Here is a 16,623-nt window from a genome sequence, read left to right on the forward strand (position 1 = left end):
GTGCGAAGCGCCTGCGGGGATGATGACGAGCTGCTGGACTGGGCACTCAAGTTCCTTGCCGGCGCCCGCGACGACCAGTTCCCGGCCACACTCTCCGGGGAGCTGGTCGCCCGCGCGATGGCCCATACGGACGCGACGGACCCGGTGGCAGGCGAGCGGTACGGCCCCTGGCGCATTGTGCGCGAGGTCGGGCGTGGGGGGATGGGCGCGGTCTTCCTCGCCGAACGCGCGGACGGACAGTTCGAGCAGCAGGTCGCGCTCAAGCTGGTCCCCCTGGTGCATGGCGGCGATGACGCGCGCCGCGCCTTCTTCGCCGAACGCCAGATCCTCGCCCGGCTCGATCATCCGAATATTGCCCGGCTGATCGACGGAGGGATCACGCCCCACGGCCAGCCGTGGTTTGCGATGGAGTATGTCCCCGGTGAGCCGCTCGACGACTACTGCGACCGGCGCGCGCTGACGATCGAGGCGCGCCTTGCCCTCTTCCTCGCGGTCTGCGAGGCGGTGCAGTCCGCGCACCAGCGCCTCGTTATCCACCGGGACCTCAAGCCGTCGAACATCCTGGTGACGGCCGAGGGGCAGGTAAAGCTCCTCGACTTCGGCATTGCGAAGTTGGTCCAACCAGACGATCCCACCACCACGCGGACCGGGCTGCGGGCCTTCACGCCGGAGTACGCCGCGCCCGAGCAGTGGCGCGGGGAAGCGATCACCACGGCGACGGACACCTGGGCGTTGGGGGTGATCCTGCACGAACTCCTCACCGGGGCACGCCCGTTTGTCTTTCGCGGCCGCCCGGAGGCGGAGTGGCCGTCGATCGTCGCGCGCGAGCCGGTGCGCACCCTGGTGAACCTGGTGGAGGACGCCGCCGCGAGTCGGCGCGGGACCACAACGCCCCGCCTACGGTCGCGCCTGCGCGAAGACCTCGACACGATCGCCCGCACGGCGCTGCACACCGAGGCGGAGCGGCGGTACCGCACGGTGGACCAACTGGCGGCCGATGTGCGTCGTCATCTCGACGGTCTCCCCATCTCGGCGCGGCCCGACACCTGGCACTACCGCACACGCAAGTTTGTCGCGCGCCATCGTGCGGCGGTCGCGACCGCGTCGCTCGGTTTCCTCGGCCTTGTCATCGGCAGCGCCGGGATCGCCTGGCAAGCGCGTGCGGCGGCGCGCCAGGCCGAGCACGCCCTGGCCGCGCGCCGGTTTCTCGCCGAGATGTTTGCTGAGTCGGATCCCTACCATGCCCGCGGCGATTCACTCACGGCAGGGGACATGCTGGATCGCGCCGCCGGGCGCATCGACGCGACCTTTGCCGGGCAGGCGGAGGTGCGCTTCGACCTGCTCACCGCGTTAGGCGAGATCTACCGGAACCTCGGGCGTCACGGCGCGGCGGACTCCCTCCTGCGGCGGGCCATCCCCTCGCCGATTCCCTGGTCGACGATCGTGAGGTGGCGCGGGGCCGGGTGCGGCTCCTGCTCGCCACGGTGCGGCACGCCGCCGGCCGCCTCAACGAGGCGGACACGCTCGCGCGAGAAGCCACCGCGATCTGGCAGCGTGCGGGGATGCCGGACTCGGGGCTGGCCAGCGCCCTGTGGCAACGCGCGGTCGTGGCGCGGTCCCTGTATCGCTACGACGACGCAGATTCGTTGTTCCAGCGCGCGCTCGACCTGGCGGCGCGCGGACATGCGTCGCCGGACCTGGTGGGGAATCTCTGGAATGACCTCGGCCTGCTGCGCCTGGATGTGGGGCGGTATGGTGCGGCACTCGAGGCCCTGCGTCGCGCCTATGCGCTGAGCGGCGACCGACCGGCGGACGACCCTGGTCGTGTCACGACGCTGGCGAACATGGGCATTGCACTGGATGGGATCGGACGCAAGGACACCGCGCTCGTGATCGCCGAGGACGTGCTGCGCCTCACGCGCCGCGCGTATCCCAGCGGCCACCTGCGGGTGGCGTCGGCGATCAACGCCCTCGCGTTCATCCGGATGGACCAGGGGGCGTTTGTCGAGGCCGATACCCTGTTCCGCGAGGGCGCCGGCCTGCTGGCGCAGCTGAACGGTCCCGGCACCCTCCAGGAGTTGATCATGCGCAACAACGCGGCGCGCGCCACGTTGCTCGGTGGTCGCACCCGCGAGGCGGACCAGCGCTTTCGTGCGGTATGGCGTGAGGCCGTGGCGACCCTCGGGGCAACGCACGGTTTCGTCTCGCAGCCGGTGCATTGGCTGGGCCGGCTGCACCTCGTTGAGGGGCGGCTCGCCGATGCGGCGCGATTCCTGGATAGCGCACTCGCCATGGCGGGCCCATCACTTCCGCCGGATCACGAGCGCTTCACCGACCTGGCGGCAGCGCGTGGGTTCCTGCGACTCGCGCAGGGTGATACCGTGGCCGCCGATTCACTCCTCCAATGGTCCCTCGCGCGGCGAGCGACGTCGCAAGGCGCAGGGAGCGAGGACGCGATGGAGCCGACACTCGTGCGTGCGCTGATCGCCGGGGCGCGCGGGGAGTGGGGGCGTGCCGATTCACTCCACGCCCTGGTGGACTCGTCGCTCACCCGGTTTCCCTGGGCGCGCTGGCGTGTGGCACGGGCGCAGCCGGTGTGGGACGCGCTGCAGGCGCGCCGTCGCTGAGCGGGGCGTCAGTCGCGCGACAGTTCCACCGCCAGCCACCCTTTGGCCTTGAGCCAGTCGCGGCGGACCGTGCGGAGCGACATGCCTAACGCAACTGCCGTTTCGTCCTCGGTCATTCCGCCAAAGAACCGGCATTCCACAACCTGGGCCAGCCGTGGTGCGACGGCGGCCAGTCGCTGCAGGGCTTCATCGAGCTCGAGGAGGCGGCCGGTGTCATCAGTGGCCGCTTGGAGAGCATCGTGCAGCTCCAGGGGCACCACACCGCCTCCGCGCTTTTCGGCGCGATGGGCCCGCGCGTAGTCCACCAGCACGCGGCGCATCGCGACGGAGGCGGTCATGAGGAACCGGGTGCGATTCTCCTCCGGGACGTTACGGGCGTTGACCAGCCGGAGGTACGCCTCGTGCACGAGGGCGGTCGTGGTGAGCGTATGGCCGACTGCCTCCCCCCGCAGGTGACGCCGCGCGATCCGACGGAGTTCGTCGTAGACCATCGGGACCAAGCCGTCGGCCGCCGCTGGGCTCCAGTCTGACGCGAGGACGAGCGCAGTGACGTCGGTGGGCATGCCGAGGGCGGGGGACGGCGGTGTAGGGGTAGGTACTCCCTCGATCCGAACGTGGCAAGGTGTGCGGTCAGTGTGACATGCGGTCCGTGCTGTCGTCCACGGGCTCGAGATCTGGCCATCGGGCCTCCGTCTGTGCCGGCGTCTCACCGATGGCGGCCATCACGACGGCCATGCGCTCACCGACGCGACGGGACACGCCCTAGATTCGTCGCATGACCCGAATCTTCCACGGACTCGTCGCGGTGTGTGCGGTGTGCCTCGCCGCACCGGCGTTCGCCCAGTCGGCGCCTGTACCAACGCCGGCCATCTTCACGGCCCTCACCAGCCTCGACGCCCATCGCCTGGTTCCGCTGCCGTCTCGCGTCACGCCAGCGGCCACGGCGCCGTTCCTGTTCACGACCGCGACGCGCATCGTGGTTGATGGGCCGGCCGAGGTAACACGCACCGCCGACTTCTTCGCGCGGATCCTGCGGAAGTCGATGGCCGTGTCGCTGCCGGTGACCAACGTGCGAGCGCGTCCGCGCCGCGCCGCGCGCGCGCCGAGCGACTCCGTGTCGGCGGGCGGCAACGTCGTCATGCTACAACTCGACACGGCGTCGACGCAAGGCAACGAGGGGTACACGATCGACATTGCCGCGGACACGCTCCGCCTCGTGGCGCGCACACCAGCCGGGCTCTTCTTCGCCGTGGCCACGCTGCGGCAGCTCCTCCCCGTCGGCATCGAAGCCGAGTACACCCTGCCGGGCCGTGCGCCGATCGTGTCGGTGCCGGCCGGGCGCATCGTCGATGCCCCGCGCTTTGCGTGGCGCGGCTCGATGCTCGATGTGGCGCGGCACTTCTTCACGGTCGACGAGGTGAAGCAACACATCGACCTCCTCGCCCTGTACAAGGTCAACACGTTGCACCTGCACCTGGCCGATGATCAGGGGTGGCGCATCCAGATCGCGTCGTGGCCGCGACTCACGACGGTGGGGGGCAGCAGCGAGGTAGGTGGCGCATCCGGAGGCTTCTATACGAAGGCCGACTATCGCGAGATCGTGCAGTACGCGGCGGCGCGCCACATCACCGTCGTGCCGGAGATCGACATGCCGGGGCACACCAATGCCGCGATCGCGGCGTACCCGGCCCTCGGGTGCAGCCGCGCGACCCCGAGCCTGTTCGGGGCGGACTCGCAGCCGGCGGGGGTGTACACGGGCATTCGCGTCGGGTGGAGCGCCCTCTGCGCCGAGAAGCCGATCACCTACCGCTTCGTCGAGGACGTGGTGCGCGAGCTCGCGGCGATGACGCCGGGCCCCTACATCCACATTGGCGGCGACGAGGTCGAGGTGTTGTCGCATGCGCAGTACGCGCGATTTGTGGAGCGGGCGCAGGGCCTGGTCCACAAGTACGGCAAGACCATGGTCGGGTGGGAGGAGGTCGGGAAGGCGACGCTGCGTCCCGGGTCGCTCGCGCAGCTCTGGCGGAGCGATACGGCGCTGCGCGCGGTGAAGCAGGGCAACCAGCTTATCATGTCGCCGGGGCCGCGCACCTACGTGGACATGAAGTACACACCGGAGACGGAGCTGGGGCTGCGGTGGGCCGGGGCGATCGAGTTGCGTACCGCGTACGACTGGGACCCGGTGACCTACATGGCGGGGTTGACGGAGAAGAACATCGTGGGCGTCGAGGCGCCGTTGTGGTCGGAGACGGTGAAGAACCTCACGGCGGCGCAGTACCTCCTGGTGCCGCGGTTGCCGGCCATCGCCGAGGTGGGGTGGAGCGAGCAGGCCCAGCGCAGCTGGGAGGGGTTCCGCACGCGCATTGCTGCGCACGCGTCACGCTGGCGACTCCTCGGCATCAACTACTACGCATCGCCACAGGTGGAATGGCCGCGGTAGCTGGGGGTGTGTCGTGTCCTCTCAGCCCTTCCCAGGGAGAGCATCGCATCGGATGAAGCGCACTGTGGTCGTGGGAGGTGGTGCCATCGGCCTGGCGTGCGCGCACGGGTTGGCCAGGCGCGGGCGACAGGTCACGGTGTTGGACAAGGGCGCCCTTGGCGACGCGTGCACGAAGGGCAACGCGGGGTGGGTCGTTCCTTCCCTCTCGGCCCCGATTCCGGCGCCGGGGATGACATGGACGTCGCTCAAGTGGATGCTGTCGAGCGAGAGCCCGTTGTACATCGCTCCGAGTGCAACGCCGCGGCTCGCGCGCTGGCTGTGGCGCTTCTGGAGACACTGTAACGAGCGCGACTTCGAGGCGGGGCTGCATGCGGTCGCGACGCTCAACCGTGGGACCCTCGCGGCATTCGACGCCCTGGCGCGCGACGGCATCGAGGTCGAGCTGCATCGCAAGGGCCTGCTGTGCGCCTTTGAACGGTCGACCCACATGGAAGCGTACCGCGCCGAGTTCACCTACCTGCGTGAGTACGGCTATGCCGTCCCGACGGCGATGCGCGGTGACGAGGTGCGTGCACTGGAGCCGGCGCTGTCGGACCACGTCACGTGCGGCTTCCTGACGCCCGAGGAGTATCATGTGCGCCCCGAGTCGCTGGCCTCCGGATACGCGGCCAAGCTGGCGAGCATGGGCGTCGAGATCCGCGCCGGTGTCACGGTGCTTGGAGGACGCGCCGATGCACGATCCGTGCTGCTCGAGACGACCGAGGGCGCCCTGGAGGCGGATGATGTGTTGGTCGCGGCCGGGGCGTGGTCCGGTGAAGTGATCGGGCACTTCGGCGTGCGCCTCCCCGTGCAGGCCGGCAAGGGATACAGCCTGACGATCGACGGGGCCGGTGAGCGCCTGCAGCGCCCGGTCTACTTCGGCGAGACGAAGATCGCTGCCACGCCGTTTGACGGTGCGCTGCGTTTTGCGGGAACCATGGAGCTCTCGGGGGTGAACGAGCGCATTGACCCGCGACGGATGGCGGGGATCCGGAAGGGGATCGCGCGCTTCGTCCGCGACGAGCTCCCGCCAGGCGGCGCGGAGTGGGTCGGGATGCGTCCGCTTACACCGGACGGGCTCCCGTTGTTAGGGCACGTCCCCGGGTTTGGCAACCTCTGGGTTGCAACCGGTCACGCGATGCTGGGCATCACCCTGGCACCGGTGACGGGCGACGTCATGGGGGCGCTGATGACCGGGGAGCCAGCATCACGCGCGCTTTCGGCGTTCGAGCCGGGGCGGTTTCGGTGGTGAACGGTCGGGGCGGCCCTACTTGCGCCCAAACTTCGCTCGCCCCGTCTCGATCGCACCGAACGCGAGGGAGTCGCGCCGTTGCATGATGTGCACGGTCCAACCCTCGTTCATCCGCTGCTCCATCTCGGCGGGCGTGTTCGTCGGGAACCCGCACGGCTTCTTGAACTCCTTGCACGCGGCAAGAATCGTCGCGGCGGCTGCTTCACGCCCCGCCGGATCGCCCCGGTAGACACCACCTAACGTCCCGTACCCGGCAAAGACCTGCGCAACGCCGGGCTCGGCGACGATCTCGCGCGCCTTCGCAATCCCTTCCTTGCTCTCGATAATCACGCTGATGAACAACTCACCGTTCGTGTTCAGCGGCCAGATGTCCGCCTTGTCCTTGTACTGCGCGACACTCAGACCCCAATACGCGGCAGCCGCAGAAAGCCCGGTGTCCGGGCGCGTCCCTCCCTTCGACGCAAACCGCATCGCCTTGATCACGTCGCGCACTTCCTGGGCAGACTCCACCGCTTCCATCGAGACACTCACATGGCCAGCATTCAGCTGGCTGATGATGGCGTTGGTGACCTTCGCGGGGTCCGCATGCCAGATGCCGATCTTGGCGGTGAAGGGATGGGTGCGCATGGATCCACCGGCCTTCCGGATCTCCTCCAGGTACCGAAGGAAGGTCTCCGAGGTGCCCGCGGTGAACAGGTAGTCCGCGCGGCGGAACGCGACGGTCTCGGTCGCGGCGTCCGCGAGGTTGATCTCGGGCTGCGGTGCCGCTTGGGCCGGAGCGGCTGGCGGCGTCGCGCCGGGGGCGCCCGGGGGACCACCGCGAAACGCCCGCCGAACGATGGCCGGGTGCGAGATGCCAAAGATCGGGAGCCCCTGTTCCTGGGCGGCGATGATCGGGTTCATGCGGTCGCGGCCCTGCGCCAGGCCACATGCGGCGATCCCAGGAGAACAAGGGTGGTGACGCCACACAGGGCAATGTTGCGCATCGGGACGACCTCAATGAACGGGAAGGGGGACCATCGAAAGCCGGGCCTCGCGACCGGTCGCATATCATGCCCCGCGTCGCACCGTTGCACAATCGGCGGCTGGCAACCCTTGGCCGGGGCCTTGGCGTTCGCCACCTTCCACGTGGCGACGTGTGAGGTCCCGGGAACTCCCAACGTGGGCAAAGTCCAGCATGCGGACATGGCAAGAGCGATGGCACGGGCGGGTCGCGACGGCGGGCTGCCGCCGCCGCATGCTCGTTAGGCTTTGCCTACTCGCCTCCCTCGTCGCGTGTTCGGGCGGCTCGACCGATCCGGCGCGGACGTTCACCCTTCAGGCGTTGACGGACACGACCCAGGCGGGACTTCCCGGTGGGCTGGCGCCCGTCACGCCGCGGGTGCAGGTGCTGAGCGATCGCGTCCCGGTAGTCGGTTATCGGGTGAACTTCGCCGCGACTGGGGGTGGCAGTCCTACCACACCCTCCGTCTTCACCGATGGAACCGGTATCGCGTCTCCCGGAGCGTGGACGTTGGGTACGACACCCGGTGAACAAACGCTGACCGCGTCGATCCCGAGCGCCCGTGTGGTGTTCCGCGCGACGGCCCGTCCATAACCGGTGGCCTAACGCGCGATGATCGCCGCTGCCACCCGGGAGGCCAGGGCGTAGATCGTCTCCTGTGGATTGACCCCCGGCGCGGTGGGCAACAGCGACCCGTCCGCCACGTAGAGCCCGCGCACACCGTATCGCTCCCTCCGGTGATACCGCCGCCAACCGGGAATCACTCCCCATCCGGCAGGTCCCGTTGACATGCGCGGAGAACAGGCCGAGCTGATTGGGCCCGGTGGGCGCGTCCGCGATGCGCGCGAGGTCGGCCTCCCGCCGCAACGCCAGCGGCTGCGCGTGCAGCGTCATGGCCTGCTCCGCGCCGTTGGCCAGGTGCATGCGCGCGGCGGCGGTCATGGACGCCTTCACGTGCCGCGCATCCGCCGAGCCGAGCGCATAACGAACGCGCGGCTGGCCCGTGCGATCCACCGTCACCGAACCGTTGGAGGTCTGCAGGTCCGCGCCGTCGCGCGTCAGGCAGATGAACGGCGCGGTGCGATGCAGGGCCAACATCCGCTCGGCATGGGCCGCACCAAACCCCGGCATCGAGACGGCGGCCAGGCCGGGGCCTAACGCGGGACACTCGATCCAGAACCCGTATCCGTTGGCGTCCTCCCGCGCGAACTGGTCCATCATGGCAGTCAACGGCATGCCCGCCAATGGGTTGGTCTCCTCGGCGTACACCCCCATCACGGCGGTGGTGGGATGCAGTCGCAACCACCGGCCCACGGCGCCACCGCCCATGCCGGAACGCTGGAGCAGTGCGGGAGTCTCCACGGCGCCCGCCGCCACGACGACGATCGGCGCCTCGACCGTGATGGTGCCCACGGCTTGGCCGGTCTGGGGGTCGTACGCGACGGCCTCGACTTCCTTGCGCGGCGTCACCCCCGACCCCACGTCGCGATCGATGACTCTCACGTGCTCGGCGCGGGTGTCGGCCAGCAGGCGCGCCCCATGGGCAAAGGCCATCGGCAGGTAGACCTGGGCCGCGCCGCGTCGGGCGTCGTAGCGGCAGCCGGACGAACAGGTCCCCGCGCGCTGGCACCCACGGGCGTTGACGTGCGCTGGAGCGGCGTGCCACCCCAGCCGACGAGCCCCGTCGAGCAAGAGCCGATCGGAAGGTGAGGGGGCGTCGTCCGGAACCTGGCCGACAGACAACTCGGCCTCGATGCGGGCGAACTCGGGGGCGAGTGCGGCCGATGTGAGGTCGCTGAGACCAAAGCGTCGCTGCCACTCCTCGAGCACATGGTCAGGCGTGCGGAGCATGATCATCCAGTTGACGCTCGTCCCACCGCCGACGGTCGTGCCCTGGAAGAGCGGGATCGAAAGGTCCGTGGTTGCCCGCGTCGCCGACTCGGCCATGAGGCGGGGCAACATCGTCGCCTCCCGCTCGGTGCGCTCAGCAGGCTCGAACCAGGAACCGGCTTCCAGGACGAGGACCTCGCCGCCGGCGGCTGCCAACCGCGCCGCAACGACCGCCCCGCCCGCGCCGCTCCCGATCACCACGGCGTCCGCGCGAAAGCGGAAGTTCCCGCGGAGTTCCGTCCCCGGGGTGATGGACCCGTGCCGGATGCCGCTCGGCGGTGGGGCGGGCGGCGGCACCGTGCGGTCGCCACGTGCGACGACCCCGCCCACTGGCCCTGGCATGGGTCCCTCCCAGGCGACGGCAGGGCGACGTTGGTGCAGTGGCGGGAGGACCTTCAGGGCGGCCAATCCTGCATCACTACTGTAGTACGTGGAGAGCACCAGGCGACGAACCGCCTGATGCAGGACGCGGGCGACGGGAAGCCGCGACGCGCCGAGCCGTGCGAAAAGCGCCGCACGCCGGTCCAGCGGAAGGGTGGCCCAAGGCCGGAATACGCCACACAGCGCGAGGCGCACCAGGGGCTGCCCCAGTGCGCCCAGCGCCTGGCGCAGCTCCTTCCGCGTGCGGAGCGGGAGGGCGGCGAATCGGGCGTCCAGCGCGGCGCCGAGCGACGCAGCGTCGGGGCCGCCCCCGGCCGTTCCCGGGGCAATCACCTCCGCCAGCGCCAGCAGCGTCTCGCGCTCGGGTGCTGGGAGACGGTCGGTCATGATGACGCCCAAGTCGGGCCGTGCCCGCCATCCCGCAACCCGACAGGGACGGTGTGCAAGTTCGTGCGGGCGGTGACGTCTCCCAACGTGATCCCGACTGGAGACCTGATGCGTATTCGCCTGCTTGCCATGGTCGCGGCCTTCGCGCCGCTGCCCCTCGTTGCCCAGGGAAGACTCGTCCCTCGCGACTGTGCCCCGCCACCGTCCTGTCGTCCCGATGCAGAGTGTGCACGGCCGATGGTCCTTCCCTGTGCCAACCCACTTTCCCGGACCCAAAGCACGGTGAAGGTGGCCCTCGGTGATCGTGTGTTAAGGTGGGAGGTCACCGAGACGTTCGTGAACCGCGGCCCGCGGGTGGCGGAAGCCGACTACATCTTCCCCTTGCCCGCTGGCGCGGCGTTCGAGGACCTCAAGCTCTCGATCAATGGGGAATTGGTCGCCGGGGAGACGATGAGCGCCGAGAAGGCGCGTGGCATCTACGAAGAGATCGTCCGCCGGCAGCGCGACCCCGCCCTCGTGGAATGGATGGGGAGTGGGATGCTGCGCACCCGCATCTTCCCCATCGCGCCAGGTGAGGAGAAGAAGGTGGTCGTGCGCTACCAGAGTGTCGCGACCCGCGAGGGTGATGCGCTGCGCATCGACTACCGCCGCGGCACAGATCCCAATGCGGGCACTGCCCGGCCGGTGGAGCCCACGACGCGTGGTGGTGAACGCGAGGACTGGACCTCCTTCACCCTCGTGTACCAACGCGAAGGGCGCTACGGCGAGCCGTATTCGCCGACGCACACCCTGCGCACACGCGACGAGGGACGCACCCGCGCCGTGGAGGCTCGCGGCAGCGCGAGTGAGGTGGCCGTGTTGCTCCCGCTTCGCCACGCGGACGCCGCGAGCATCAACGTGCTGACTCACGCCCCGAGCGACGACGCCCGCGGCTTTGCGCTCTTTACGGTATCGCCCCCATCCACCCCGCGCCGCACGCTGCCGCGCGACGTGACCTTCGTGGTGGACGTGTCGGGGTCGATGCAGGGGAGCAAGATCCAGCAGGCGCGCGAGGCGGGACGTGCCTTGCTCGCGTCGCTACGTCCCGAGGATCGCTTTCGCATCGTCGACTTCTCCACCGATGTGCGCAGCTTCCGTGACGGGTTCACGTCGGCGACGGCGGCCAACCTCCGCGAGGGACGACGTTACCTGGATGGGCTCCGCGCTGAGGGATCGACGAACATCTCGGGGGCGCTGGAAAGCGCCCTCTCGGAGCGCACCGATGGTGAGCGGCTCCCGCTGGTGGTGTTCGTGACGGATGGCGAACCGACCGTGGGTGAACGCAATGCGGATCGGATCGCGGCGCTCGCCGGCCGGCTCCGCGGGCAGGCGCGGGTGTTTGCGATCGGGGTGAGCGCCCAGGTCAATGCCGGGCTCATCGAGCAGCTGGCCGTGGAGGGTCGCGGCACGGCACACTTTGTCCGCAATGAGGAATCGGTCGAGCGCACGGTCGCACTGCTGGCCTCGCGCCTCAACGCGCCGGTGCTCACTGATGTGCGCCTCACCGTGGATGGCGTGCGCCTCGCGCAGGTGCTGCCGAGCGGGACCATGGACCTCTTTGCCGGGCAGGACCTGGTCGTGCTCGCGCGGTACAGCGGATCGGGCTCGGCGCGTGTGCGCGTGACCGGAACGTCGGTGGATGGGCCAGTGACCTGGTCCACCACGGCCCGCTTTGTGGAGGATGACCGGCGCAACCCGTTCGTGGCGCGCCTGTGGGCGGCGCAGCGCATTGGATGGCTCGCAGCAGACAAGCGGCGAAATGGCGGTAGCCGAGAGCTGGACCGGGAGATTCGGTCGTTAGGCGAACGGTATGGCATTCCCACCGAGTTCTCGTCGTACCTGGTCGTGGAGCCCGGCATGCAGGTGGCGAGTCGGGACTCGGCCAGTCCGGCCAACGTCCAGCCGATGGTACTGCGCGACGCGATGGTAGGGGCCAGCGCGGGTGGCCGCGGGACCGTGCAGTCGGCGGCCGCACCCCCGATGGCGAGCAACGAAGTCCGCTTTGAGGCGGCCCGCGCGGCCGCGAAGCAGCGCGAACTCAAGTCGGCGGCCGACATCGACGAAAGCGAGCGTCGGGCAGATCGCCGTCAGGTCGGCGGCCGGCTCTTTACCCAGGCCAATGGGGTATGGACGGATGTGCGCTGGACCCCGAAACTCCGCCTCGTGACCGTGAAACCGTATTCGGCCGCCTACTTTGAACTCGTGCAACGCCTTGACCAACTTGCCGAGCCATTTGCGCTCGGGGATCGCGTGATCGTCGCGGGGCGCGCGGTGGCCATCGAGCTATCGCCGACCGGTGCCGAGCGCCTGACGGCGGACGCCCTGGCGACCATCGTGCGGGACTGGTAATCGCGACCATGCGCGACGACGAGCTGGAACGCCTCTTTCACCTCTACCACACCCCCCTCGTGCGGTACCTCACGCGGCGGCTGGGCGATCGTGACTGGGCGGAGGAGGTCGCGCAGGAGACGTTCCTGCGCGCCCTCCGGCAGGACCAGCTCACCAGCGAACGGTCGTGGCTCTTTGCGGTCGCGACCAACCTGGTGCGGGACGAGGCGCGGAAGGACGAACGCCGGCGCCGTCACCTGCAGTTGCTCGCGGACGAACAGCGTGATGCGGTGGTGGAGCCAGTGGTCGCCGACGCCGAGCGGGCGCATGAACAGGCGTTGGCCCGTCGCGCGGTAGACGCGCTGGCGGAGAAGGACCGGCTGGCGTTGCTAATGAAGGAAGAGGGGTTGAACTACACCGAAATTGCAGAGGCGCTTGGTCTGTCGGTGGGCTCGATCGGGACGACGTTGTCCCGGGCGCGCCGCCGACTGGCGGAGAGCTACGAAGCCATGCAGGCGGACGAACGCCGTGCCGCGGGAGGGAACGATGCACGCTGACGAGGGAACGATCCACGCCTGGCTGGACGGCGAGTTGCCGCCGGCGGAGGCTGCGGCGCTCGAGGCGCATGTCGCGAGCTGTACGACCTGCGCGGCCGCGGTGGCCGAGGCACGTGGCTTGGTGGCGGCCTCGAGCCGGATCCTGGGAGCCCTGGACGATGTGCCGGCCGGGGTGACGCCGGCGATCGTGAAGGCCGCGACCGCCGGGACGGCGCGAGCGCGCCAGCGCGTGTGGCGATACCCCCAGTTTGCCGCCGCGGCGGCGGCCGTGATCCTGCTGGTGGGGAGCGCGGTGGTCTACCGGCAGTCGGCGGTTGGGGTCCCGGCGGCGGCTGACGCGGTCACCATGCAGGAGGCCAGCGTCCCCGCCGTTGCCAACGCGCCTATGCCGGCGCCGACCGCCTCGAGCGCAGCTCCCTCCGTCGAGGCGGCCAGGCGCGAGGATGCGGCGCCTGTGTTGCCGATGCGGATGGCCGTTGCCGCCGGGCCTAACGACTCGCTCGCCAGGGAGGCCAAGGCGGTCGCGACCGCAGCGGCTGACGCGGCGCGCGCACCCGAGACGGATTCGACCAGCCGACGGGTCCTCGCGGATGCGGTGGTGACGAGTGAACGGGAGCGACTCGCTGGGGAACAGCGCGTCCAGCTCGCCGAGGCTCGGACTCCCGCGGCGGCTCCCCCGCCAGCGGCGGCGAAGCAGGCAGCCGGTGCGCGCAACGAGGTGGGCGGCGCTGCGGCGGGTCGCGCGTCGTTCAGTCGGGACGAGGCGGCGGTTCCCGGAATTGCTGCCCCCAGGTGTTTCGACCTGCAGCGGAGCGCGGCCGCGGTTACGGCCGGGGTGCCCCCTTGGTGCAGCTCACCGAGATGCCAGGGCCGACGGTCGGGGGGAAGGCAATGCGGGCCGTAGTGTCTTCGGCCGGCGCGGGGTGGTTCTGGTATCGTCTGATGGACGGCGGGTTGTTTCTGACACGCGTGGTGGATGGGGCTCTGGCGTATGAGGCGCGTTTTTCGGGCCTTGAGCGACGGATGTCGTCGGCACCGAGCGCGCCTGCGTGTCGCGTTGATCTGGCCTCCAGAGGCAATGCCCCTTGGTGGTCGCGTCTGACCCGGGTATTCCTTGGGGGTGACAAGACTCCGGCGCGGGATCCTCAGGCTGGCCGCACTCGTCGGCAGCACGGCCTGCTACAGCATTGGGCCGGGCTTCGACCCTGCTCGGCACCTCATCTATGTCGACGGGGACGGCGGGATGCGTCGCGCCCTGGACACTGCGGAAACACGAGGGACGTGGCGGGTGACCGGCGAGGTGCTGGACGACAGTAGCGCGCGCCAGGTGGTGGGCACGCTCATGGAGAACTTGCGCGCGAGCGCCCATGACACGATCACGGTCTACTTCCATGGCGGGCTCGTCACCAACCACTCGGCCCGCGTGGACGCCGCGGCTCTTGGCGCCCAGCTCGAGCGGGAAGGGCACTTTCCCCTGTTTGTCGGATGGGACTCCGGATGGCTTCCAACGCTTGGCGACCATGTCACGAGCGTGCGGCAGGGGCAGGTGTGGTCGCCGCTGGCCGGCTGGTTGTCGGCACCGTTTATCATTGCGGCTGACCTGGGGCGAGCGGTGACGCGTGCCCCGTTAGGCATGTTGCAGCAGGCGGCGGACTATTGTGCCACGTGGCGCGGGGCTCTTTCGGACAGCGTGCGGCGCGCGCGTGGCGACCATGCGTGCCCGACCTTCTCCGACGAGGTGCGCGCCCGTCGCGTCAACGTGCGTCGCGCGCTGGACCGTGAGGAACGCGGCGAGTCGCTGGATTCACTGCGCCTGACACTCGGGGACTATCACTCCACCTTTCCGCGGACCCTGGGGCGCACGGTATCGGCGTACGCGACCGCGATCCCGAAGGCGCTGGTGACCGGTCCGCTGGTGGATGGGTTTGGTGCGGGGACCTACGAGAACATGCTGCGACGCACGCAGACCATGTTTCGGCGCCGGGAGGACATGGCGCGGCGCTCGACCGTGACCGGGTATCGTCCTCCTACCGGAGCGACCGCGATCCTGATGGATTCGCTCGCGGCCCACATGGCGTCGCGGTGTGCGGTGCCGACGAACTGCCGGGCGCAGCTGAACCTTGTCGGGCACTCGATGGGAGCGATCATCGCCGCGCGCGTACTGCAGGAGTGGCCGCAGCTGCACGTACACAAGTTGTACTTCCTTGGGGCCGCTGCCACGGTGGCCGACCTCGAGCGCACGGTGATCCCGTACATGCGCCGTCACGAGGAGACACGGTTCTACAACGGGATGCTGCATCCGCGGATCGAGGTGGGAGAGGCGCAGTGGCTGGCGCTGGATCTGGTGCCGCGCGGGTCGCTGCTGGAGTGGATCGACGACCATCTCACCTCGCCGGAGACGCCGCTGCAACGGACGGCGGGGAAGTGGGAGAACATGGCGGCGATGGAATACGTCTTCCCGCCGGATGTGCGGGGGCGCGTGATCCTGAAGGGGTTCGGTTTCCGTGACCCGAGGGATCGCGACCAGCCCTTCCTGTTCAAAGGACTGCATGGGCACGGTGCGTTCGACGACCGGGAGTTCCGGTGGTGGCGTGACCGGACGTGGTGCATCTACACGGGGCCGGCCTGCGTGAACCCCTGACCTTGCGCACCACGTGGTGAGGCGCGACGATGAGCGCCATGCGGTTCCTTTCCGCTCTCCTCCTCGCGACGGCGTCCGCCCTGGGCGCTCAACCCCTCGCCCGCGACACGACCTCCGTCACCATCCTGGCGAACTTTGCGCTCGACGGCACCGGGGGCACTCTCCGGAACCTTCAGCTGCGCGTGAGCGGCGGGCGCATCACGGCCCGCGCGCATGGCCGCAACGCCGAGGAATTGCTGGGTCGGGTGGAGCACTGCGGCCAGACGCCGATGCAGGCGCTGGTGTCCGCGCACGCACTCGCGGCAGACGCGTTAGGCATGGGCGATCGCATCGGACGGATCGCGCCGGGGTACGAGGCGGACCTGGTGGCCGTAGCGGGCGATCCGTTGCGCGACCTCACCGCCGTGCGGCGCGTGGTCTTCGTGATGCGCGGCGGGGTCATCTACAAGTGGGATGGGGCCCGCGGCGCCGCGCGTCGCTGATCCCGCTTGGCCTACTGCTCGGCCAACCGCTTGATCCCGGCGAGTCCCTTCTCGAAGTCCTTGCCGATCATCGCGTCCATGTTCATGAAGAGGCCGAATACGCGCATCATCAACGGACTCGCGCCGTTCATCACCCATTGCACGCGCGTGCCGGCGGCGGTCGGGGAGAGGGTGAGGTCGACCGTGTTGTTCGCCGGGAATGGCTTGATGAACTGGAGCGCAATGTTCAGGTGCGCGACGGGCGTCGACTCGACGATTTCCATGCGCCCTTCGCCGACCTTCTTGTTCCCGACCCATGCGTAGTGCGCCCCGGGTCCGGCGGCCGGGCCGCCATAGGTGCGCTGCAAGTTGGGGTCGAGCTCTTCCCAGGGGGACCACCCGCGCCATTGGTGGAAGTCGTTGAGCAGCGGGAAGATGCGGTCCGGGGGAGCCGCGACGTCGATCACGCGTTCGATGCGCATCGTGTTGGGGCGCGACGCCGCGACGACGAGTGCCGCGGCGACGAGGACCAGCAGGACGAGAATCGCGGTCATACGAGTCAGGGATGGGGGACGGGA

The 16,623-nt window shown here is 69.6% G+C and carries 12 protein-coding genes; 8 read left to right on the top strand and 4 right to left on the bottom strand.

What is annotated here, in order from left to right:
- Positions 1 to 1,484: 1,484 nt before the first annotated feature.
- Entirely contained in the window at positions 1,485 to 2,627 is a 1,143-nt protein-coding gene (locus tag IPK85_21830) for a tetratricopeptide repeat protein (GenBank protein ID MBK8250005.1), read from the top strand.
- Between the two features lie 8 nt (positions 2,628 to 2,635).
- On the opposite strand, the gene IPK85_21835 is transcribed toward IPK85_21830, so the two are convergent.
- Positions 2,636 to 3,190, bottom strand: a complete 555-nt coding sequence (locus IPK85_21835) for a sigma-70 family RNA polymerase sigma factor (protein ID MBK8250006.1) — start codon at positions 3,188 to 3,190, stop codon at positions 2,636 to 2,638.
- Between the two features lie 212 nt (positions 3,191 to 3,402).
- Here IPK85_21835 and IPK85_21840 point away from each other — a divergent pair, with 212 nt between their 5' ends.
- Positions 3,403 to 5,067 carry a beta-N-acetylhexosaminidase gene (locus tag IPK85_21840; GenBank protein MBK8250007.1) on the top strand — a complete coding sequence of 555 codons (1,665 nt, stop codon included), beginning with the start codon at positions 3,403 to 3,405 and terminating at the stop codon, positions 5,065 to 5,067.
- A gap of 52 nt (positions 5,068 to 5,119) precedes the next feature.
- Positions 5,120 to 6,358 carry an FAD-dependent oxidoreductase gene (locus tag IPK85_21845; protein MBK8250008.1) on the top strand — a complete coding sequence of 413 codons (1,239 nt, stop codon included), beginning with the start codon at positions 5,120 to 5,122 and terminating at the stop codon, positions 6,356 to 6,358.
- A 15-nt stretch (positions 6,359 to 6,373) separates the two neighbouring features.
- Here the strand turns inward: IPK85_21845 and IPK85_21850 are convergent, their stop codons facing one another.
- A complete protein-coding gene (locus IPK85_21850) occupies positions 6,374 to 7,261 on the bottom strand; it encodes a hypothetical protein (protein ID MBK8250009.1) in 888 nt (295 codons plus the stop codon).
- A 702-nt stretch (positions 7,262 to 7,963) separates the two neighbouring features.
- Complete coding sequence (locus tag IPK85_21855; GenBank protein MBK8250010.1) at positions 7,964 to 8,152, bottom strand: hypothetical protein; 189 nt, start codon at positions 8,150 to 8,152, stop codon at positions 7,964 to 7,966.
- Between the two features lie 2,104 nt (positions 8,153 to 10,256).
- Between IPK85_21855 and IPK85_21860 the strand changes: the two genes are divergently transcribed.
- The 5 genes from IPK85_21860 (at position 10,257) to IPK85_21880 (ending at position 16,066) form a co-directional block, all read left to right on the top strand.
- Positions 10,257 to 12,407, top strand: a complete 2,151-nt coding sequence (locus IPK85_21860; GenBank protein MBK8250011.1) for a VWA domain-containing protein — start codon at positions 10,257 to 10,259, stop codon at positions 12,405 to 12,407.
- Between the two features lie 8 nt (positions 12,408 to 12,415).
- Positions 12,416 to 12,943, top strand: a complete 528-nt coding sequence (locus IPK85_21865; GenBank protein MBK8250012.1) for a sigma-70 family RNA polymerase sigma factor — start codon at positions 12,416 to 12,418, stop codon at positions 12,941 to 12,943.
- The gene (locus tag IPK85_21870; protein MBK8250013.1) at positions 12,933 to 13,847 is read left to right on the top strand and encodes a zf-HC2 domain-containing protein; all 915 of its coding nucleotides are present in this window, start codon (positions 12,933 to 12,935) and stop codon (positions 13,845 to 13,847) included. Before IPK85_21865 ends, IPK85_21870 begins: the two co-directional genes overlap by 11 nt.
- A 216-nt stretch (positions 13,848 to 14,063) precedes the next feature.
- On the top strand, positions 14,064 to 15,584 hold the full coding sequence (locus IPK85_21875; protein ID MBK8250014.1) for a hypothetical protein: 1,521 nt from the start codon (positions 14,064 to 14,066) through the stop codon (positions 15,582 to 15,584).
- Positions 15,585 to 15,613: 29 nt separating this feature from the next.
- Complete coding sequence (locus IPK85_21880) at positions 15,614 to 16,066, top strand: amidohydrolase family protein (protein ID MBK8250015.1); 453 nt, start codon at positions 15,614 to 15,616, stop codon at positions 16,064 to 16,066.
- 11 nt (positions 16,067 to 16,077) lie between these two features.
- Here the strand turns inward: IPK85_21880 and IPK85_21885 are convergent, their stop codons facing one another.
- Positions 16,078 to 16,599, bottom strand: a complete 522-nt coding sequence (locus IPK85_21885; GenBank protein MBK8250016.1) for an SRPBCC family protein — start codon at positions 16,597 to 16,599, stop codon at positions 16,078 to 16,080.
- Positions 16,600 to 16,623: the final 24 nt, after the last annotated feature.

Source organism: Gemmatimonadota bacterium, assembly GCA_016712265.1.
In the GTDB taxonomy this organism is placed as follows: Bacteria; Gemmatimonadota; Gemmatimonadetes; order Gemmatimonadales; family Gemmatimonadaceae; genus RBC101.